We start from the raw sequence: 20,798 nt of genomic DNA, 5'->3' as shown, positions 1-20,798 counted from the left end.
GTCGTATCGTTGAAACAGGATTTATTTACATCAACCATAGCGGATGGACTCTCCCGGCTGGAACTTTCTCTGGATAGTGCAGGTATAGGGAGACTCTACACATATTATGTGGAGCTGAAAAAGTGGAGTCGCCGGGTAAACCTGATCGCAAAAGGGACAGCTGATAAAGAAATCATAGAAAATCATTTTCTTGATTCCCTCACCCTGTTACCACTATTGCATGATGACGACCACTTGCTGGATATCGGCACCGGGGCGGGCTTTCCCGGTCTGGTACTGAAAGCTGCTATGCCCGGGTTGCATGTCACCCTGGTCGAGCCGCGACGAAAGAGGGTTACTTTTTTGAATCATATTATCCGGACAGTTGGCGTCGGGGATGTGGGCGTTTTTGAATGCAGGGCTGAAGATGACACACTACTCCCTGCTGACATGGGGGTTACCCATGTAACCAGTCGGGCGGTAACAGAGATCAGTGGCTTTCTTGACATGACGGCACGTTTTGCACAGTCCGGTGCATGTGTAATCTGTATGAAAGGCCCACGCTGGCAGGAAGAATTGGAAAATGCTGCAGAGCATATAAAAAATGGTGGTTTCAATTGTTGTGAAAAGAGGATTTTCCATTTACCCAACTCCGGTGCAGAAAGGGCACTTGTGTTGTTCACCAAGGAAAATCAAGACCATAGTGGTAGCTAAATCGGTATTGTGCTGGTATAGTTGCAAGTGGGTTAAATTAAAAGATAAATCCAGCAATATTGTGCATGTGTGTTGTGCGGGCTGGGCGTAACGAGGTAGGTTCGATGAAGAAGATAGCGGTTCTTGCAGGTGATGGTATTGGTCCGGAAGTGATGGCCGAGGCGATTAAAGTGCTCGATGCAGCACAGAAGAAATTTTCGTTTGAGCTTTCCTACACTTATGCCGATGTGGGTGGTATTGCTATTGACAATCATGGCGAAGCGCTGCCGCCTGAGACTCTCGAACTCTGTGAAAACAGCGATGCCATCCTTTTTGGTTCCGTTGGCGGGCCGAAATGGGAAAGTCTTCCTCCGGAGAAGCAGCCGGAACGGGCTGCCCTGTTGCCCCTGCGTAAACATTTCGACCTGTTCTGCAACCTGCGTCCGGCTAAGGTTTTCAAATCCCTTACTGCGGCCTGTCCGTTGCGCCCCGATATTGTCGGTGAGGGCTTTGATGTACTGTGTATGCGTGAACTCACTTCCGATATCTATTTCGGTACCCCGAAAGGCAGGGAAGGAGAGGGCGACGGTGAACGAGCTTATGATACCATGGCTTACACCCGTGGTGAGATAAGTCGCATTGCCAGGATGGCATTTGAGGCGGCCAGGATCAGAAAGAACAAGGTGACCTCAGTAGACAAAGCAAATGTGCTGACCACCATGGTTCTGTGGCGTGAGGTGGTGATGGAGATTCACAAGGAATATCCGGATGTCGAGCTGAATCACATCTATGTTGATAATGCCACCATGCAGCTTGTTCGGGATCCCCATCAGTTTGACGTTCTTTTATGCGGCAACATGTTTGGTGATATAATTTCCGATGAGGCAGCAATGCTTACCGGTTCCATGGGGCTTCTTGCTTCGGCTTCGCTGAATGCTGATAAGTTCGGGCTCTACGAACCGGCCGGTGGATCTGCTCCAGATATAGCCGGACAGGGAATTGCCAATCCAATCGCCGAAATTTTGTCTGCTGCCATGATGCTGCGTTACAGCTTCGGGCTGGATGAAGCGGCCGATGCCATTGAACGGGCGGTTGAAGCGACCCTGGAAAAGGATATCTGCACCGCTGATATCGCTGTGGATAAATCAAAGGCTGTATCAACTGCTGCCATGGGTGATGCCATAGTGGCGGCCCTGTAAAAAGAGGTCAGTACAACGATGAATTCCGCTGCAAGTGGGCTCATGCTCGTGGCCAACAGGGCATCCCGAAAGCTGGGATATAAAGTTGCCGCCCAACTCGGAATAGGTTTTAGCGAGATGGTGACCAAGGTCTTCGCCGATGGCGAGTGTTATCATGCTTTTCCGGAAGCTGTTGCCGGAAAGGATCTGGTAATTATCGGGGCGACCCATAATGAGAACTCTTTCCAGGAACTGCTCGACCTGATCCAGGGCGGCCGGTTCTGGAATGCGGCCTCCATCAACGTTATTATCCCCTATCTCGGGTACTCCACCATGGAGAGGGCCAAACCCTTCTCTTTTGAGATTCCGAAAGGAATTACCCGAGCCAGGCAGATTTTCAGGTCCCGCCCTGATTTCGTGGCCTTTGTCGATCTTCATTCCGAAGCGATAATGCATGCCCATGCGGGTGAGGTTCGGACCCAGCATGTTTGGACCGATACCCTGGTCGTGGACAAGATCAGCAGTCTCGGGTTGGCGGATTTTGTATTGGTGTCACCCGATTACGGGTTTTCCAAACGTGTCGCCCGGCTGGCCAGCTTGCTCGATTGCCCGCACACAGCTGCTGATAAGGACCGGTACGATACAGATAAAACGATTGTCAGCCAGGTTTCGAGCGTGGTGAGGGGCAAGACCGCGGTTATCTGCGACGATATGATCCGCACCGGCGGTTCAATCCTGCAGACAGCGGAGCGCTGCCTGCACGCAGGGGCTGTCGATGTGGTCGTATTGGCAACGCACCTGGTTCTGGCAGGTGAGGCGATGGAGAAGTTTCAAAAAAGTCCGGTAACCCGGGTGATTGGCTCTGACAGTTATCCGGGCCGGGAAAGTGATGATCTTATAAGTGTGTATTCGGTTGCACCTTTGTTGACAGAAGTGTTGCAGAGACACCTTCATCTTGTTTGAAGGAGAAACGGCTTATTAACCGTTCTCCGGTTTGCCTTCCAGGAATCTTTTGATGAGGATTCCTGGCCGGTCTGAAGGAAGTAATGAAGAAAGATCTCATCGCAGATCACCTGAAACATTCGCTCTTGTTTCAGGAGGTCAGTCAGGCCAACCTTGAGAAGTTTGCTGACTCCTGCCGGGTGCAGATAGTCCCTGAAGGGGACTATGTGTATCGCCAGGGGGACGTCAGTGAGGCGTTCTATGTGATCGCCCAGGGGGAGGTCGAGCTGATCATGGAGCGCGAGGACGGCAGCTCCAAGGTCGTGGGGCGTATCTCCCAGGGCGGGCACCTGGGTGAAACGGGGTTGCTCACCAAAAAAACACGTTCCGTCAGTGCCAAGGCACTTTTTGATCTGGTCCTGATCACATATGAGAGACGAATTTTTCGCTCGGTCCTGCTTGGTAATCCCCTGATCCATAAACAGCTGGTCGCTGTACTTTCCGAGAGATTGCGTGTCGCCTGGCTCGATCAGGCCGAGAGTGCGAACTCCGGGGGGAGTCAGGACCGGTCCAGTATTGATGATGTTATCCTGTTCAAGGATAAAAATATCTCCCAGATAAAACTGCGTCGACTCGAAAAGAGGCGTAAGAACATTATTAATGAGTCTCGGACGGCACTGGAAGCGCAGAATGTCATCTCAAAATTTTCGCAGAACAACGATCCTTTTATCCTGACGGGTGAATCAGGAACCGGAAAACAGATCATTGCCCGGCAGATACACGCTGAAAGTGATCGAAGCGGTGGTCCATATGTCGAGATAGACCTGCGGGAGCACGACCCGATCCTGCTCGAGAAGATGCTGTTTGGTACCGAGCAGTCCAATTATCCCTATGCCCAGGTACGGCAGGCAGGCATCTTTGAGAGGGCCTGCGGCGGGACCATTGTTTTTCTGCACATTCGACTCATGCCCCACGATCTGCAGCGCAAGATCGTGCGGGTCATCCAGTCGAGTACCTATACCCATGTGGATAGTGATCGTCCCATCGGTATGCAGTCGAGGATCGGTTTTATCTCCGTTTTTGATCTTGATCATCTGGAGAATTCAGAGAGAATTGTACCGGAATTGATGGACCTGTTCCGTCTGCAGACCTTCAGGGTGCCGTCGGTCAGGGAACGCAAAAGAGATCTCCCCCGCCTGATTGAACATTACCTGAATCGCTTTAACAGGGAGTTCGGTAAGTCCATTAAATCCGTATCGCCGGAGACCCTCGGCAACCTGATGAACTACGATTGGCCGGGGAACCTCACCGAGCTTTCCGGGGTAATGAGAAGAGCGGTGATGCTGGCTATGAAAGATGAGATCCTTGCAGATCATATCATGCTCGGATTACCTAAATCGGAAGGGAAATGGGAGTTTAACATTTTGCGGTTCCCCCTGGTGAAAAAGTTTTTCACCAGTAAATATTTTCCCGGCATCCCCCAGGCCTTTGTCGGTTTCGTACTGGCGGTCACTTTACTCGCCCTTTTTATCGGTCCCAATGAACCGGATAAAAACTTCGGTGTCATTATGAGTTGGTCCATTGGCTGGCCGCTTATGTTTTTCTCCTTCTTTTTCCTGGCGCGTACCTGGTGTTCCGTCTGTACCCTGGCAATGCCGGGTAAACATCTGCAGAACCTGGTTAAACCAAAGCGTAATACCCCTGCCTTTATTAAACGTAATTCAGGTTGGCTGATGGCCATCTTGTGTATTGCTGTGATGTGGGTGGAGATCGTCTGGGATGCCTATCGAAACCCGTACCTGACCGCCTGGATAATTCTGGCTGTGAGTATCGGTTCCTGTATTTGCAGTGTGCTCTATTCCAGGCGCGCCTGGTGCCGCTATCTCTGCCCACTGGGTGCGGTGAATGCGATATTCTCAATGCCTTCGGTGCTTGAGCTCCGCTCGAACAGGCATGTCTGCCTCAACAGGTGCCAGGAGCATAGTTGTTTTGGTGGTGGCGAGGTGAAGGGCGGCTGCCCTATGTTTCGTCACCCTTATCTCGTCGATAATAATAGAGATTGTATAATCTGTGGCGACTGTATTAAGAACTGCACCAACAGCTCTATTCATCTTAACCTCAGGCTGGCACCGCAGGAACTCTGGTCACTTGAAACCCCGCGGAGGGCGGATAGTTTCCTGATAGTTGCCCTCGGGGCGATGTTCTTCCCCTTTGCCCTCCATGAGACATTTGGCGATATCTCTCTATCGTTGACGGAGAAAATTGCCGGTTATGGCGTCGGAGTCCCTGTCTGGTTATCGGCAACTCTCATTTTCTTTGCCCTCATTCTTATTTTCCAGGCTGGATATTACCTGATGGTGCATGTTCAGGCCTGGCGTGCGAAGATGGATCAGGAATTCCTGCTGCCAATGCTGGGGTATGGATTCATACCCCTGATACTCGGTGGCTATCTTGCCGTGCATTTTGAGATGTTTGTTGATGGCGCCTGGCGGATAGTGCCTGTTATCAAGCAGTCTCTTGAATTCGAGGCCAATTTTCAGGGGAGCAGACTCCTCAGCCACGACAGTACCTATGTACTGCAGCTCTTTTCGGTTGTGGGCGGACTGCTCGCATCCATGTATGCCACCTACCGTATCATCGACCGTATCCAGACCGATGGGCCAGTCAACCCTCGTTCGCTTATCGTTCCGATGAGTTTCCTGGTTGGTATGGGTGCCCTTTTCGTCTTTATGGTGTAACTTTTCATATCTATTCTCTATTGTTACTACATATTCAGCCTGTCAAGATGAGTATGTTATATCCGCTATTTTTATCTTCCCCTCCGTTTCATAGGTCTTGGCAGCAAACTGTCTACCGCGAACGTCTCATATCCATTGTGTCGATTTGATGATAATCCATGTCTTTCCTGGCATCTATTAATCGAGTACCTTCACCACATCATACATACTGCTCACTAAAATTCAGTTCCTATGGCATTGCTTGAACTGGTGAAAATAAGGGTTAACCCTCAGTTACCAGTCCCTTTTTTTATATCTTTTCAGGAAAATATAGTGTCAGGGCTCATTTTCCCATAACCATATGATATACTTCGATGAGAAAGATTCTAAAGGTGAAAAGGGAATGTGAATTTAACAATTCAAGTAAATGGAATTATAAGAGATTAAGAGAAAACCTTCAGCAAGTGCCCGATTTTCATTTTAAATAAAGCGGGTTCTGGGAAGAGCCATTACATGAGACAACAGAGTTTATTGGTTCCTTGCATCTTCATAATGATTTTATTCGCGGTTCGTTTTGCTTCCATACCATGCCACGCTGAGGATTTGGTCCATATCGGACTTAATTACCCGGAGACTGGTGCTTACCAAGTGCAGGGGCTCGATCAGCTGCGGGCCGCCACTCTTGCTGTAGAGGAGATAAACGGCGCCGGAGGGATTCTGGGTAAAAAGGTGAAGCTGATTGTCCGTGATTCCCAATCAATGGTCGATGTGACCTATCGGAACGTGACGGAGATGATCGAAGAGGAGAATGTTTCTATGGTATTCGGCGGTTCCGCGAGCAGTGTTGCCATTGCGGCTGCCGATGTCTGTCGTCGGAAGGGAGTCATATTTTTTGGCACACTTACTTATTCCACGGCAACAACCGGGGCTGAAGGTAACAAGTACACTTTCAGGGAGTGCTATAATTCCTGGATGGGGGCAAAAACACTGGCATCCTATCTCAACGATCACTTTCCGGCGGACAAAAACAAGTATTTTTACATAACTGCAGATTATACCTGGGGACATACCACTGAAGCATCGATGCGTCATTTTACTGGTACCGATAACAGTAAAGATCATAAGAGGATAACGACACCTTTTCCAGGAGCAACAGATAAGGATTTTCGAAAGGTTATCTCGTTTGCCAAAATAATCGATCCTGATGTCCTGGTTCTTGTACTGTTTGGTAAGGACATGAGTACGGCAATCCGCCAGGCGACCATCCAGGGACTGAAGGCGAGGATGCAGATTGTGGTGCCTAACCTCACCCTGGGCATGGCCGAGAGCGGCGGCCCGAAGGTTATGGAGGGAGTGATCGGTACGCTGCCTTGGACCTGGATTGTTCCTTATAAGTATGAGTATCCCGAGGGGCAGTCCTTTGTCGAAAAATTCACGGAACGATTCGGGAGATATCCGAGTACGTCCGGTGCCTCAGCGTATACCATCCTCTATGAATACAAGGCTGCAGTTGAGCGAGCCGGTACGCTCCGCTCCGAAGACGTCATCAGTGAGCTGGAGGGACACACCTACCGGAGGCTGAAAGATGATCAGACCTGGCGAGAGTTTGACCACCAGTCTGTGCAGACAGTTTATGCGGTCAAATGCCGACCCGCCACAGAAGTGATGAAAGACAAGTACAGGCTTGACTATTTTGAGATTATCGATTTGCTGCCGGGTGAAGAGGCTGTCAGAACGCGGGAGGAGTGGAACAGCGACAGGGTTAAGGCCGACAGGCCCCTTCAGCTGGAGTAGCCAGGATTTCCCATAAACCTTGTATCGAATTGGGTTTACCCGGGCATTGCCTGGCACTTAGTATAGTCGTGTCAGTTACCAGATCATGCAGATTGTTCACCAAAGGCCAGCCCATGCTGAGTGGTCTTCAGCCGTGTTATAGACGTAAATATAGCAGATTGTGATCTGTTGCCCAAAACGTTGAAGTCAGCATCGCCTGAACTGGTGGGACATTAGGGTTAGCCTGGAGAACAATCCGGAATCAGGAAGAGCAGTTGATCACCATGCAGGAAATAACCAGACGAGGTTTTAAGACCATGTATTCAGTGAGTTTGCGATACAAGATACTTGTAGGATTTCTGTTTTCCATCATTCCTATGCTGGTCATTGTGGCTATTACCTACTTTCCCGCCAAAAAAAGTGCTCTTTTGAGCAGTCACCGGCAAATAGCCTTGATCGGAAGCAACGGTGCTGAGCAAAGCGAACTTTTCTTTAAAAGCGGGACAGCCACCTTCGCTTCCTGGATCGCGGAAGACGTGTATGGGATGGCGATTGAATTTGAAGCGATAAACGATATGGAGAAACATTTTCCGACAATGCTTGCGGAAAATCCAGAATTTCAGCTTCTTCTGTTGGCCGATGACCAGGGGCAGATAATGGGAGAGGGGGCAAGAGCGAACGGCAGTGACAAAGTCTCCCTGTCAGGAAGGGGACTGCGGAATATTAAGATCCTTAAAGACAATCCGGGAACTCCGGTTTTTATCGTCCCCGGCACGCCTTACGAGAAGGAAAATCAGGCTGGGCCGACGTTTCTCTATAAATTCAGGACAGCTGATTCCGATGGAAACCAGAATGGGTATTTTCTGGCTTATCTGAGTACTGATACGTTACGTGAAATTACTGCCTCGATCAATAGCGAACTGACAAAGAGTGGTTTTCCGAGGAGCCGGGTTGAGGTGGTTGATGTGGCAACCGGTGACGGTGTTGCCTTCGCCGGTACGCCTCTTTCGGAGGAACAAAAACAGTTCCAACCGTCTTTACGCAACATTATGAAGAGTGAGGTCGCCGGTGATATCGGCGTATATAAAACAGGTAATCGTGTGGAACATATCGTCTACTATCCGCTTGAGATACTTGTTGATTCACTTGAATCCGGGATTTTTGACCGAAATCGATTGAACCTTTGCCTGGTGGTCACTGTACAGGGTGAAGAGATTATGGCAGGAGTAAAGAGAACCTTATTCATCTCAGTCACAGTGGCCGGCCTGGGATTGCTGGCCACCGTAATACTCGGTCTGTTGACCCAGAAAACTATCACAAACCCGATTAGTAATCTGGTCAGCGTGCTACAGCAATATGCCGGGGGCAATACCGATGTACGCGCGGAAGTGAAAAGTAACGATGAGATAGGATTTTTCACCAGCGAGTTCAATTCTATGTTGGAGGAGGTCAACAACTCCGGAAAAGCTCTACAGGAAAGTGAGTCCCGTTTCAGGCAACTTTTCGATGATTTGCAGGATGCCGTTGGCAGTAAAAATTATGCTTTCCGATTTTCCTCGCAATCCCGGGATGACGATCTGGTTGCTTCCCTTAATCATATGTTGAAGACGCTTGAGGAAGCATCGCAGAGGTCTGAGGATGAGGATTGGCTTAAAACAGGAGTGACCCACCTCAGTGAAAAGGTTAGCGGGGAGCATGACCTGAGAAGTATGTGTCAAAATGTTATCACTTATATTGCCGGTTATACAAAGGCGCAGGTTGGGACCATTTTTACGAGATGCCAGGATGATGAGCAGGCTGAGAATGTCTTTGAGCTCATGGCCTCCTACGCCTATCGCAGCAGGAAGGGGTTGGCAAACAGGTTTAAAGCCGGCGAGGGGCTGGTGGGCCAGGCGGCACTTGAGAAAAAGGTGATTCTTTTTACCGATGTTCCTGAAGATTATGTCTGGATAGAATCGTCATTAGGGCAGTCGATTCCGAGGACTATCATTGTTATCCCGCTGATTCATGAGGAGGAGGTTCAGGGGGTCATTGAGCTGGGAGGCGATTTTGCCGTTGATAGCAGATTGTTAACTTTTGCCGAACAGGTCAACAGCGTTATTGGAGTTGCCATCAATGGAACTATTGCCAACGACCGGTTAAAGGTTCTCCTGGAGCAGACGAGGAAGCAATCTGAGAGATTGAAGAGCCAGCAGGAGGAATTGCAGAAAGCGAATCAGGAACTCGAGGAGCAGACCGAGACCTTGAGGGAGTCGGAAGCAAGGCTCCAGCTTCAGCAGGAAGAACTGCAAACCAGTAATGAAGAAATGGAGGAGAAAAACCAGCTGCTTGAGGAACAAAAAAGTGTGAACGAGGAAAAGAATCGAAATCTGCAAGAAAAGCAGCGTGAGATAGAGGAGAAGGCGAGACAACTCGAGCTCGCGACAAAATACAAATCGGAGTTCCTGTCTAATATGTCCCATGAGCTGAGGACACCTCTGAATTCAATCCTGCTGTTGGCGAAAATGCTGGCTGACAACGATGAGAAGAACCTCAGTGAGGACCAGATTGAGTCGGCGGCATCTATCCACAGAGGCGGACAGACGCTGCTCCATCTGATAAACGATATCCTTGATCTCTCAAAAATCGAGGCGGGACGTGTGGAACTCAACATTTCAGCCATCAGGCCAGCGACTATCAAGGCCGACTTTGAGATGGAGTTTAATCATCTGGCTAAAGAGAAAGGGCTCGATTTTAAAACAGAGATTGGCGATAATCTTCCCGATACGATAATTACAGACGTGTACAGGCTGGAACAGATAATACGCAATCTGCTTGGCAATGCCTTTAAGTTTACTGAACATGGGGGTGTTACCCTGAAAATTACCCGACCGGATTCAGCAAGTGAAATCAGCCGGGTCGACCTTGACCCCGGGAACACAGTACGTATATCGGTAACCGACACCGGTCCGGGTATTCCCGCCGATAAACGGGACCAGATCTTCGAAGCGTTCAGGCAGGTTGACGGCTCAATCAGCAGACGTCATGGCGGTACCGGCCTTGGACTTTCCATCTCAAGGGAGCTTGCCGACCTGTTGGGGGGCGAAATTACAGTTGAGAGTGAGACAGATAACGGAGCAACCTTTACCCTCTATATCCCTCAGATACTGACTGTTGTGGAGGGTGGATCGGAACCCTTCGAGGTGCCATTACCAGCTCCGGCAAAAAGGATCCCTAAAACCGAGGAGACCACGCCAGAGACCGATGCGGCCACGCCAGTGAGACCCGAGAGTCCTACAGCAATGGCACCTGAGCTGGAGGTGAAAGAGATAAATCCGTCGGAAAAACGCATGCTGATAGTTGAGGATGATCCAGAGTTCTCCTCGATACTGGCCAATTTTTTCAGGAAGAGCGGATACGAGTCCATTATTGCCCCGACTGGTGAAAAGGGGGTGAAGTATGCCATTGAATATCAACCTACGGCGATCATCCTGGATATCGGGCTGCCCGGTATTGACGGCTGGACCGTTCTTGGCGAGTTGAAAAACAATTCAGATACCAGACATATCCCCGTACATATAATGTCCGCCTATGACGATTCGCAGGAAGGGTTGAAGAAGGGCGCGGTCGGGTATCTCACAAAGCCCGTCAGTATTGATGGGTTGCGGGCTGCTCTGGGGAAGATTGAGCACGTCCTTGATAATGATGTAAAGGAGCTTCTGGTCGTGGAAGATGACAGAGATTTACGCAACAACATCCTGAAGCTGATGAGTACCCGGGATATCCATGCAACCACAGCCGAGACGGGACAGCAGGCGATGGAACTCCTTCGGGCAAACATGTTTGACTGTATGATCCTGGACCTCGGACTACCTGATATCTCCGGTTTCACCCTGCTCGATGAAATTGAGCGGGACACTTCCATTGGCCGGTTACCTGTCATCATTTATACCGGTCGCGACCTGACCATGGAGGAAACGGATAAACTTCAGAAGTATTCATCGAGTATCGTCCTTAAAAACGCACGTTCTATGGACCGACTATTAGACGAAACGGCCTTGTTTATGCACCGGGTTGAACAGGAGATGCCGGAATCTCACAGGAAAATTATCCAGGAGATAAGGGAGAAGGACAGCGGCATTAGTGGCAAAAGGGTTCTGCTTGTTGATGACGATATGCGAAATGCCTTTGCACTGAGTAAATTTCTCAAGAGCAAGGGGGTGGAGGTATCCATTGCCGATAATGGTCAAAAGGCACTCGGTCTACTCGAGAGCGAGCCTGTGCCGGACATTGTCCTCATGGATATAATGATGCCGGTAATGGACGGTTTTGAGGCGATGAAGGCCATCAGAAGCAGGCCTGAGTTCAAGGATCTTCCGATTCTCGCACTAACCGCCAAGGCGATGGATACGGACCGGGAGGAGTGTTTACGGTGTGGGGCAAACGATTATCTTTCCAAGCCCATTGACACCAAGAAACTGCTCTCAATGTTAAGAATATGGATGTATTAGCTAACAGGTTTTGTGTCGATTAGGCGGGGCTGGTGACAACTATCCTGAGCATTTTCTGTTCATCAATTGAAAGGGTGTCTGATGGATGTCGAAGAACTTGAAATTGATCTGCTGCTTGAAGCGATGCTCAAACGATACGGCTACGATTTCAGGGGCTATGCACGGGCTTCACTGACCCGGAGGATACAAAAGGGGCTTGAGGAAGCACAACTTGGCAGGATCTCGGAATTGATTCCATATATCATCCATGATCGGGAGTTTACGAAAAGATTTGTACGGAATCTCTCGGTACATGTTACGGAAATGTTCAGGGACCCACTTTTTTTCAGGTCTTTGCGGGAAAGAGTCCTGCCCTATCTGGAGACATTCCCCTTTCTCAAGATTTGGTCGGCGGGTGTGGCGACAGGGGAGGAGGTCTACTCCCTTGCTATCCTCCTCAAAGAGGAGAGGTTGTACGACAGGACGACGATCTATGCCACAGATTTCAGTGACACTGTGCTTGAAAAGGCAGAAAAGGGCATCTACTCTGCGGAACTCATAAAGAAAAGCACGCGTAATTATCAGGCTTCAAATGGGAAAGGGTCTTTTGGAGACTACTATTATGCAGAATATAAATCGGCAATTTTCGACGGTTCACTCAGGGAAAATATTGTTTTCGCCAACCATAATATTGTCACGGATGGTGTTTTTGGAGAAATGCACCTGATACTTTGTCGAAATGTTCTCATCTATTTTGACAACAAATTGCAGAACCGGGTTCTGAGGCTCTTTACCGATAGTCTGAGGGCAAACGGTTTTCTCTGTTTGGGCAGCAAAGAAACAATAGAGTTTTCTGAAGTGAAGGACTCTTTCGAACACTTCACTGAGGGGCAGAGAATCTACCAGAAAAAGAGGGGCTAGAAGGTTAAGGATGCAAGATTATGAGGCGGTGGTGATAGGTGTTTCAGCCGGAGGAATGAAGGCCTTGCGGGTTGTGCTGGCAGGGCTCGATCCCCGTTTTGATGCACCGCTGATCATTGTGCAGCACCGTATGGAATCATCAGACAATTACTTCATTACCTATCTTGATCAGCGTTGTCGTCTCAAGGTCAAGGAAGCGGAGGAAAAAGAAAAGATTACCAGGGGGATCATCTACATTGCTCCCGCTAATTACCATCTTCTGATTGAAAAAGGCGGTACATTTTCACTCACCGTTGACGAACCGGTTAAATATTCCAGACCATCCGTAGATGTTCTGTTTGAGACTGCGGCTCGCGCCTATAAAAATAGATTGATCGCCGTTATCCTGACCGGAGCCAATTCGGATGGGAGTGCGGGGATTGTTAAGGTGAAAGCTGCAGGCGGGTTGACCATTGCCCAGAATCCGGAGACTGCGCTATCACCTGTCATGCCACAGGCAGCTATAGCAACCGGGGCCATCGATTTTATTTTGGAACTTAACGATATTCCAGTTTTTTTAACTGATTTACTAGGGAGTAAATATGGTGTCAGGGATTGAAAAGACCAAGGTTCTTATTGTCGACGACATACCGGAGAATATCAAAGTCCTGGAGAACGCCCTCGCGGATCTTGATCTGGAAATTGTTTCTGCCTCCTCTGGAAATGAGGCATTAAAGGCCACTTTATACAATGATTTTTCTCTCATAATTCTCGATATCCTGATGCCGGGAATGAACGGATTGGAGGTCGCCGATATGCTCAAACAGGATGAGGCGACCTCCGATATCCCTATTATCTTTGTTACGGCAATGGACAGGGATGAGGACTATGAACTAAAGGCGTACAGTAAGGGAGCGATCGATTTCATTTATAAACCGCTTAACTTGGTCGTCCTGATCAGTAAGGTCAAGGCCTTGCTTTACCTCTACTCAATGAAGAAAGATGTTGAAAGGGCGTTTATAAGGCATGAAACAGGGAAACCCAAGATACTCATTGTCGATGATACACCGGAAAATCTCCTCGTTCTCAGGAAGCTGCTGGCCAAGCTCGAGGTGGAGGTGATTGAAGCCCGCTCAGGAAATGATGCTCTCACAAAGACCCTCTACAATGATTTTGCTGTTATTTTTCTTGATGTCCAGATGCCGGAAATGGACGGATACGAAGTTGCTGAGATCCTGAAGTCGGAGGATAAGACCTCCGGAATTCCAATAATCTTCATTACCGCCATTGACCGTGACGATACCAAAGAAATCAAGGGGTACGATAAGGGAGCTGTCGACTTCATCTTCAAACCGTTCAACGAGTTTATTCTGCTCAGCAAGGCGCGGGTATTTCTCGATATATATAAAATGCGGGCAGGACTTGAAGGGTTGGTAGCAGAAAGAACTTCTGCACTGGAAGAGACGAACAGAAAATTAAAGGACCAGATTCAAAGCAAGGAGATCGTCGAACAGGAACTACTCAAAACACGTACCTATCTTACCAGCGTGGTGAACTCAATATCGTCAATCCTGATCGGGGTAGACAATAAGGGTGTAATCATTGAGATGAACACTCAGGCGGAGAGGTGTTCTGTCCTGTCCCGGGTCGAGGCTCTGGGGAAGTCGGTTGAAGACGCGTTCCCGTTTCTTGCCCAACCGCTGCTGGAGTTGATGGAGCTGGTCGGCAACAATGAGCCGGTGGAGAAAACCAGTGTGGTGGTGGAGGTTGATAACAGGAAGATGATATACAACCTCGCAGCATTTCCCCTTGTCGGAGCAGGCAGTGAACAGGTCGTAATCCGTATCGATGATATCACGGATACAAAGGAAATGGAAAACGAGCTGAATCAGCGGCGGCATATGGAATCGCTTGGCCAGCTTGCAGGTGGGGTCGCACATGATTTCAATAATATGCTGAGTGCTATTATGGGCGCGACGGAACTGCTCGGGATTAAGATCAATGAGAATCCTGATAATGCGAAATTGATAAACAGCATAATGACATCAGTTGAGCGTGCAGCTGACCTGACGGGGAAATTGCTCAGTTTCGCAAGAAACAAGGGTGGGGAAAAGAGTTTTGTAGATATGCATCGTATTATAAAAGATACCGTAAGTATCCTGCAACGAAGTATTGATAAGCGAATTCGTTTAGTTGAGAAGCTCGACGCCTCCAAACCCACAATCATGGGGGATGATTCTGAACTGTCAAACGCGCTATTGAATCTAGCGATCAATGCCAGAGATGCTATGCCAGACGGGGGAGATTTGACTATTTCCACCATGAACATGGAAATTCATGACCTGCCTAGGAGTGAAAGGGGAGAGTTGGAGGCGGGGCAATATATCAGGATCAGTGTACTGGATACTGGAACAGGGATGACTGAAGAAGTGAAGAGCAGGGCTTTTGAACCGTTTTATACCACCAAGGAACCTGGGCAGGGTACGGGATTGGGCCTGGCAAGCGTTTACGGTACCATTAAGGCTCACTCCGGGTTAATCAGGATGGAAAGTACTCTGGGCGAAGGAAGCATTTTCACGATTCTGCTGCCCGTATGTGAGGCGGTTGAGTCCGAAAAGAAGCCAGCTGTGCAGGACGACACTGAGGTGAAACTCCAGGGAACAGCATTACTGGTTGATGATGAAGAAGTTATCAGGGCTGTAGGGGTAGATCTTCTCAGGGAGATTGGCATGAAGGTACTTACCGCTGAAAACGGTCCCAAGGCAATAGACATCATGAGGGAGAAAGGAGATGAAATCACCGTGATTCTTTTGGATATGATAATGCCGGTGATGAACGGTCCTGACTGTTACCGGGAAATCAGACGGATCAAACCGGACGCGAAGATCATCATCTGCTCGGGATATGCTCCTGAAGAGATGATTTCCAAACTTCGTCTGGAAGGACTTGAAGGTTTTATCCAGAAGCCTTTCCGACTCGACCGGCTCCGAATGGCCCTGTCTGCTTGCCTGGGAGCGCGTGGGAGAAAACCCTTTTGACCCATTTCTTCGTTATTTGCAGAAAATATATGCTTGCAATATCACTTCTATGCCTGTGCTGAATTTTCTGCAATTGTCTCGATCTGAGCCAAAATGGCAATTCTCCGACATGCTCCTAGGTAAGTATTGATTCCGATGTTCCGGGTGACCATGAGGACATGCGGGGGGGAGGGGGGGGATGAGCCCTGAAGTGCCTTGATTGCGCGTCTGGGCGATTTTGATTCTGAGCCACTATATGATTTGCTCCTGTTTCTCTCATTTGCTGTGGGGATTTTCACTTTCGCGCCACATGATATGTATCACACTCAAACAGAGTGATCTTTTTTAAAAATTATCAAAAATTACTGACTCTATTGTCATACACCTTCTTCTGAAGGTAATAACGGCAAAGGTCTCTTACGATTTCATCTAGTAGTGCAATCCCGCAAACCAGGCATTCTTGACAAGTGAGAATCGTGGAACTATATTAGCTTTACCTAATTATGTAAGGACCATATGAATTAATGGGTAATGTTAAGATACGTCACGGGCTTTACACAACAGGAAGGAGATCACATGAAACCGTCCCGAATACTTTTATGTTCAGGCACATCAAAACAAGATATTACAAGAAGAGAAGCCCTCGCTAAACTTGGTTTAGCTGTGGCGGCAATCTATATTGCTCCGACGCTTCTAACTCTAAGTGAAGCATATGCTAAATCAGGCAGTTCCGGTGGCTCTAGTGGTTCCGGTGGCAGCTCTGGTGGTTCCGGTGACAGTTCCGGTGGTTCGAGTGGTTCCGGTGACAGTTCCGGTGGTTCGAGTGGTTCCGGTGACAGCTCCGGTGGTTCGAGTGGTTCCGGTGGCAGCTCCGGTGGTTCAAGTGGTTCCGGTGACAGCTCCGGTGGTTCGAGTGGTTCCGGTGACAGCTCCGGTGGTTCGAGTGGTTCCGGTGGCAGCTCCGGTGGTTCAAGTGGTTCCGGTGACAGATCTGGTGGTTCGAGTGGTTCCGGTGACAGCTCAGGAGAATCACTTGGTTCAGATGATCGGGACAGCTTGTTCGAGGATTCATCAGACAGTGGTAATCTTTTTAATGTATTTAATGTCGAGGCAAGTTCATCGAATGACAATATTTAGCCAGTAGCTGGTTCCTCTGGAAACCTAAAGAAGCGAGATAACCTGCTTGAGTGTACAGATGAACGGGTCCATATATCTACAGTATGGCAATCTATTACAACCCGTATTTTTTAAGGGATGTGCAAATATTACTGAACTGTTGGAAGAAATCTCCCGTGGTGTCGACATTCAACGTATCGAATTAGTTCAACCAATTGTTCCTCAAATTATAATCAGCCGGGCTGCCTATTCTTATATTCGTGAATCAGCTTGGTTAGCGGCACCAGTAGTGTTCAAAGACCCAATAGATGCTGTTTGCGATCTTACTGTTGATCTAATGCACGGGCTGGTTGGGTCAATTCCCGGTGCCCTCTGCTTTCACTGCGCGGCGGTGGAGTTTGGTGATGGGTTATATATTCTGCCGGTGACTTACAGGGGAGGGAAATCGTTACTGTCAGCGTACCTTTGCTATCTTGGAGCTTGCCTTTACACAGATGACGCCCTGCTCATCACTCCTGATCAGAACGCTGGTATGGCAACCGGTTTACTTCCAAGAATCAGGCTACCTTTGCCAGACAACCTAAATGAATCGTTCAGAAATTTTGTGCGAGATCGTAGCTCTATCAGAAACATGCGGTACTGTTACCTGAAGCTTAATGACTCCGAATTGGTACCTTACGGAACAATTTCTCCCATTAAGGGCATTATCATGCTCAAAAGAGAATCGACTTGCGATCCTGTGCTGAAACCGGCTCAGCGAAAAACAGTGATTAAAGAAATAATTCTTAGGAATTTCGCCAGGGAAACGAGTCCAACAGACATCGTGGACAGGGTTACTTCATTAGTTGACAATTCCGATTGCTACCACCTCACCTACCAAGACGTGGAATCCGGAGCAAACCTCCTCATGAAAAGATTTGGTAGCCCATGAACGTGAATAAATTTAACCGGTTCCAATGGTCAAAATGAAACTCGATGATGTAACAATAATCACAAAAAGGACTCTTGATGTCAAAGAACGGTGCATAGATGACGAACTCTTACTCATGGATGAACAGGCTGGAACCATCTTCAATCTGAACTCCATCGGGGCTGCAGTTTGGCGTTTACTTGAACAACCGAAATCCCCTGTGGAGATCATACAAGTGTTGGCAGCAGCCTTTCCCGGCGTTGCAAAGAAACAAGTCGAAAAAGATGTGTACGAACTGATCGGAAAACTTAACGATATGGGGCTTGTTTTCTTACAAGCTGAACGGTAATCGCTTCAGTTGAAGGCGTTGCCTGTTCGTGTTTTAACATCCTTAACCAACTCTAGAGGGACTAATCATGTTCAGAAAAGGTCAAATCTTAAACAAGGCTATTCGTGGCCTGATTATATTTCTTATCGCAGGGTCTGGTGTCATGGCGGGCTGCACCAATCCTGTGGCTACTACTCGGTCAGTGCAAGATGCAGCTCCCCAGGGGATTCTGGACTTACCTACCTATATTCCAGGAACTGTATTTGTTTATGCAAGTGGCAGGTGGGACACTGTGGAAAATGTAGATAAAGACTCTGTGCAATGGCTGAATCACCGGGGGGATCGATCTGTCGGGAGCCACGATTTTACCTTCAGGCCCTTAAGTTGGGAATCCAAAACTCACGAAGGTACGAGGACTTTTGAACACGCTCAATTCGTTTTCGGCCGAAAGGCCTATTCCCTTTGGCCTCTTTCAGTTGGAAAAACTTCAGGATATTTCGAAATCAACAAATGGCATCCTAAAGGAGGACCGTTTAGAACTTACCGTGCATACTGGTCATGCGAAGTTGAAGGCGATGCCAAGGTGACAGTGCCAGCTGGCAAGTTCGACACATTGAAGGTGGCTTGTGCACGGTTTTCAGGGAAAAATTCAAGCAGTACGGCATTTGCACGTGAATACCGTGCCTGGTACTATGCCCCCGAGATTAACCATTGGGTTGCGTATGAAAGGGAATATCGCGGGGAGGACAGACGGGTGACAAGAAAACGCTTGGCAGCTATACTACCTGTGCTTGAAAGGGATGGTATATCAGACTCGGATAGAGTTGAAATGGATCGTTTTTTTCAGAACAGTTTACAGACTAGTCAGGAGGGTGTAACGCATGCCTGGCATTCCGGCTCCGGAGTTGTACAAATGGATATGACTCAGATGCAGACATTTCAGAGGAACGATCGAACCACTTGCCGACAATATCAACAGACCTTGATCATAGAAGGAAAAAGAGAAAAATATTATGGAGTAGCATGCAAGGGTGTCGAAAATAAATGGAATGTCCCACAGATTTAGAATTCCCGATTATCCTACACGTTATCTTGCCAAATTGAACATTTTAACGTTCTGTAATTCTTGAAACAGTACCATTTTCCCATTAAGGTGTCGGTTCAATTCTATGACAGGCATATTGGGACTATTGCCGGGAGTATGGGTGAAAATGTTGCCGTCTTGATCTTGATAGGTTTGGGTAGGCGTGTGCTGACCGGAGGATTGGACCTGGAAGACTCCTATTTCAGAGTTGTCTGAAAAAGTGAATTCTAATCACCAATCACCTGCAGGCATTCACTCCCATGGCCATAATTCACTGCCACTACGGTTTATATACTTTTTAACAAGTTCGGATGAGAGGGTTGAATCAATGCTCGCGACGAATTTGCTCAGCTTTGTTACATATATTTCCCTTATCTCAGGACTATGCTCGTACGTAAGATTTTTTAACATCTCAGCAACCTCGGCCCTTTCTCGTAAAACTGTGGCACTGTTGAAAAGCCAGTCACAAAATGCAATGGCCACATCCGGCTGGTGCGCAAATGAGGGACACTTTTGTCGTGGATGACAGCCTGTTGCTGAGGCGTGGTCTTGTGACGGTCTCATCCGGTAGAAGAGGTATATGAAACGTGGTTATCAGCAATGTGTCCATGTAAGAATCTAGCCCTTTCCTTTGATGGCCCATTGACAAGGTAGCAGTCGCAGGGGGAACTTTCTAAATTGTTCATATAGTTACAAATATCTGTAGTATGTAGATCGACTGATTTCTCAGTGTAGTAGGTACGACGTGATCTGACAAGTACCTGTTTTGAGGCAAAATAGATTTGAAATTCCTACTGTTCAGGTATTACGAGCTGGTAGCGAGTACTCACATTACAAAAAAGGGACAGATTCAGTTTAGAGCTGTTGCCCTCAATTGAAATTGGACAGTTTTTTGTTATGACAAGACCTTTGCGAATAGAAGATCCTGAGGCCTGGTATCAATTGATGAACGGTGGAAGGCGAGAGGGAAATACTTTTTTTGAGGCAGTAGAATTTGAGATGTTTATCTCCCCTCTGCAGGAGACATCTGAGATGTTTAGTCTCAGAGTCCCTGCTTATTACCTGATGTCCAACCACTACCATCTTCTTGTACAGACGCCTCTGGGCAATCTGGTTCGAGTGATGAGGCTTTTTAATGGCCTGTACGCAAACGCTTCAATCGACGAATGAATCTCGATGGTCAATTGTTTAGAGCTCAATATATGACAGCTGACCGTCAATGCATAGAATGCAAACCGATCACGTTGCCGTCAGGATCAATAACCATAGCAATAAAGCCATGTTCCCCGATGGAGAATTTCTCTTTTAAAATTTGCCCGCCATGCTCTTTGGCTCGGGCCGCTTCAACTGCACAGTCGTCACAGGCAAAATAGACCTGAGTACTGTTACCGCCTGAGGGACAGCCCTCCATCTTCGCCAGGGCACCCATAGCCCCCGGGCCGTCTTCAAGCATTGGAAACGTGAACATTTCCATGCCCTCGTTCGGCAACTCTGTCAATTCCAGATTCAACATTTTTTCGTAGAAAGATTTTGCTCTCGGCATATCCTGAACATAAATTTCAAACCAGACAACGGGATTAGTCTTCATTGCTTGCTCCTGTTTGAGAATGATATAGCAACGCGAATCACATCGCTACACTTTGCATTCGGAAAGTATTCCCGAATCCCTTGCCGTAAGGATAAACATGGCCC

15 protein-coding genes are annotated in these 20,798 nt (G+C 48.1%); 14 read left to right on the top strand and 1 reads right to left on the bottom strand.

Annotated elements, in window-relative coordinates:
* The first annotated feature begins 9 nt into the window (after positions 1 to 9).
* From rsmG to GA520_RS13925, 14 genes are all read left to right on the top strand, one after another.
* On the top strand, positions 10 to 693 hold the full coding sequence (gene rsmG / locus GA520_RS13990; RefSeq protein ID WP_163338296.1) for a 16S rRNA (guanine(527)-N(7))-methyltransferase RsmG: 684 nt from the start codon (positions 10 to 12) through the stop codon (positions 691 to 693).
* A gap of 104 nt (positions 694 to 797) precedes the next feature.
* Positions 798 to 1,871: a 3-isopropylmalate dehydrogenase gene (gene leuB, locus GA520_RS13985; protein ID WP_163338297.1), complete on the top strand. Its 1,074-nt coding sequence runs from the start codon at positions 798 to 800 to the stop codon at positions 1,869 to 1,871.
* Between the two features lie 18 nt (positions 1,872 to 1,889).
* Complete coding sequence (locus GA520_RS13980) at positions 1,890 to 2,813, top strand: ribose-phosphate pyrophosphokinase (RefSeq protein ID WP_163338298.1); 924 nt, start codon at positions 1,890 to 1,892, stop codon at positions 2,811 to 2,813.
* An 83-nt stretch (positions 2,814 to 2,896) separates the two neighbouring features.
* The gene (locus GA520_RS13975; protein WP_163338299.1) at positions 2,897 to 5,530 is read left to right on the top strand and encodes a sigma 54-interacting transcriptional regulator; all 2,634 of its coding nucleotides are present in this window, start codon (positions 2,897 to 2,899) and stop codon (positions 5,528 to 5,530) included.
* Between the two features lie 531 nt (positions 5,531 to 6,061).
* Positions 6,062 to 7,303, top strand: coding sequence for a substrate-binding protein (locus tag GA520_RS13970; protein WP_163338300.1), 1,242 nt, complete (start codon positions 6,062 to 6,064; stop codon positions 7,301 to 7,303).
* Between the two features lie 263 nt (positions 7,304 to 7,566).
* Positions 7,567 to 11,772 carry a response regulator gene (locus GA520_RS13965; RefSeq protein ID WP_240910151.1) on the top strand — a complete coding sequence of 1,402 codons (4,206 nt, stop codon included), beginning with the start codon at positions 7,567 to 7,569 and terminating at the stop codon, positions 11,770 to 11,772.
* Positions 11,773 to 11,853: 81 nt separating this feature from the next.
* Positions 11,854 to 12,672 carry a protein-glutamate O-methyltransferase CheR gene (locus GA520_RS13960; protein ID WP_163338301.1) on the top strand — a complete coding sequence of 273 codons (819 nt, stop codon included), beginning with the start codon at positions 11,854 to 11,856 and terminating at the stop codon, positions 12,670 to 12,672.
* A 10-nt stretch (positions 12,673 to 12,682) separates the two neighbouring features.
* The gene (locus GA520_RS13955; RefSeq protein ID WP_163338302.1) at positions 12,683 to 13,270 is read left to right on the top strand and encodes a chemotaxis protein CheB; all 588 of its coding nucleotides are present in this window, start codon (positions 12,683 to 12,685) and stop codon (positions 13,268 to 13,270) included.
* Positions 13,254 to 15,689 carry a response regulator gene (locus GA520_RS13950; RefSeq protein WP_163338303.1) on the top strand — a complete coding sequence of 812 codons (2,436 nt, stop codon included), beginning with the start codon at positions 13,254 to 13,256 and terminating at the stop codon, positions 15,687 to 15,689. The genes GA520_RS13955 and GA520_RS13950 overlap by 17 nt, the downstream gene beginning before the upstream one ends.
* Positions 15,690 to 16,244: 555 nt before the next feature.
* Positions 16,245 to 16,805: a hypothetical protein gene (locus GA520_RS13945; protein ID WP_163338304.1), complete on the top strand. Its 561-nt coding sequence runs from the start codon at positions 16,245 to 16,247 to the stop codon at positions 16,803 to 16,805.
* 58 nt (positions 16,806 to 16,863) lie between these two features.
* A complete protein-coding gene (locus GA520_RS13940; RefSeq protein WP_163338305.1) occupies positions 16,864 to 17,715 on the top strand; it encodes a hypothetical protein in 852 nt (283 codons plus the stop codon).
* A gap of 25 nt (positions 17,716 to 17,740) precedes the next feature.
* Complete coding sequence (locus GA520_RS13935) at positions 17,741 to 18,043, top strand: PqqD family protein (RefSeq protein WP_163338306.1); 303 nt, start codon at positions 17,741 to 17,743, stop codon at positions 18,041 to 18,043.
* A 67-nt stretch (positions 18,044 to 18,110) separates the two neighbouring features.
* Positions 18,111 to 19,088 (top strand): hypothetical protein, encoded by a 978-nt coding sequence (locus GA520_RS13930; RefSeq protein WP_163338307.1) that lies wholly within the window; start codon positions 18,111 to 18,113, stop codon positions 19,086 to 19,088.
* 915 nt (positions 19,089 to 20,003) lie between these two features.
* Positions 20,004 to 20,276 (top strand): hypothetical protein, encoded by a 273-nt coding sequence (locus GA520_RS13925; protein WP_163338308.1) that lies wholly within the window; start codon positions 20,004 to 20,006, stop codon positions 20,274 to 20,276.
* Between the two features lie 46 nt (positions 20,277 to 20,322).
* Here the strand turns inward: GA520_RS13925 and GA520_RS13920 are convergent, their stop codons facing one another.
* Positions 20,323 to 20,694, bottom strand: coding sequence for a VOC family protein (locus GA520_RS13920; RefSeq protein ID WP_163338309.1), 372 nt, complete (start codon positions 20,692 to 20,694; stop codon positions 20,323 to 20,325).
* Positions 20,695 to 20,798: the final 104 nt, after the last annotated feature.

Source organism: Desulfopila sp. IMCC35008, from assembly GCF_010646885.2.
In the GTDB taxonomy this organism is placed as follows: Bacteria; Desulfobacterota; Desulfobulbia; order Desulfobulbales; family Desulfocapsaceae; genus Desulfopila.
Note: the sequence above shows the minus strand (reverse complement) of the source record. Positions and strands in the feature narration are given on the sequence as shown.

Bases quoted from the DNA above. Each gene is read 5' to 3' on its own strand.
- leuB (WP_163338297.1), top strand. From the start codon at position 798: ATGAAGAAGATAGCGGTTCTTGCAGGTGATGGTATTGGTCCGGAAGTG.
- GA520_RS13980 (WP_163338298.1), top strand. From the start codon at position 1,890: ATGAATTCCGCTGCAAGTGGGCTCATGCTCGTGGCCAACAGGGCATCC.
- GA520_RS13975 (WP_163338299.1), top strand. From the start codon at position 2,897: ATGAAGAAAGATCTCATCGCAGATCACCTGAAACATTCGCTCTTGTTT.
- GA520_RS13970 (WP_163338300.1), top strand. From the start codon at position 6,062: ATGATTTTATTCGCGGTTCGTTTTGCTTCCATACCATGCCACGCTGAG.
- GA520_RS13965 (WP_240910151.1), top strand. From the start codon at position 7,567: ATGCAGGAAATAACCAGACGAGGTTTTAAGACCATGTATTCAGTGAGT.
- GA520_RS13960 (WP_163338301.1), top strand. From the start codon at position 11,854: ATGGATGTCGAAGAACTTGAAATTGATCTGCTGCTTGAAGCGATGCTC.
- GA520_RS13955 (WP_163338302.1), top strand. From the start codon at position 12,683: ATGCAAGATTATGAGGCGGTGGTGATAGGTGTTTCAGCCGGAGGAATG.
- GA520_RS13950 (WP_163338303.1), top strand. From the start codon at position 13,254: ATGGTGTCAGGGATTGAAAAGACCAAGGTTCTTATTGTCGACGACATA.
- GA520_RS13945 (WP_163338304.1), top strand. From the start codon at position 16,245: ATGAAACCGTCCCGAATACTTTTATGTTCAGGCACATCAAAACAAGAT.
- GA520_RS13940 (WP_163338305.1), top strand. From the start codon at position 16,864: ATGAACGGGTCCATATATCTACAGTATGGCAATCTATTACAACCCGTA.
- GA520_RS13935 (WP_163338306.1), top strand. From the start codon at position 17,741: ATGGTCAAAATGAAACTCGATGATGTAACAATAATCACAAAAAGGACT.
- GA520_RS13930 (WP_163338307.1), top strand. From the start codon at position 18,111: ATGTTCAGAAAAGGTCAAATCTTAAACAAGGCTATTCGTGGCCTGATT.
- GA520_RS13925 (WP_163338308.1), top strand. From the start codon at position 20,004: ATGACAAGACCTTTGCGAATAGAAGATCCTGAGGCCTGGTATCAATTG.
- GA520_RS13920 (WP_163338309.1), bottom strand. From the start codon at position 20,694: ATGAAGACTAATCCCGTTGTCTGGTTTGAAATTTATGTTCAGGATATG.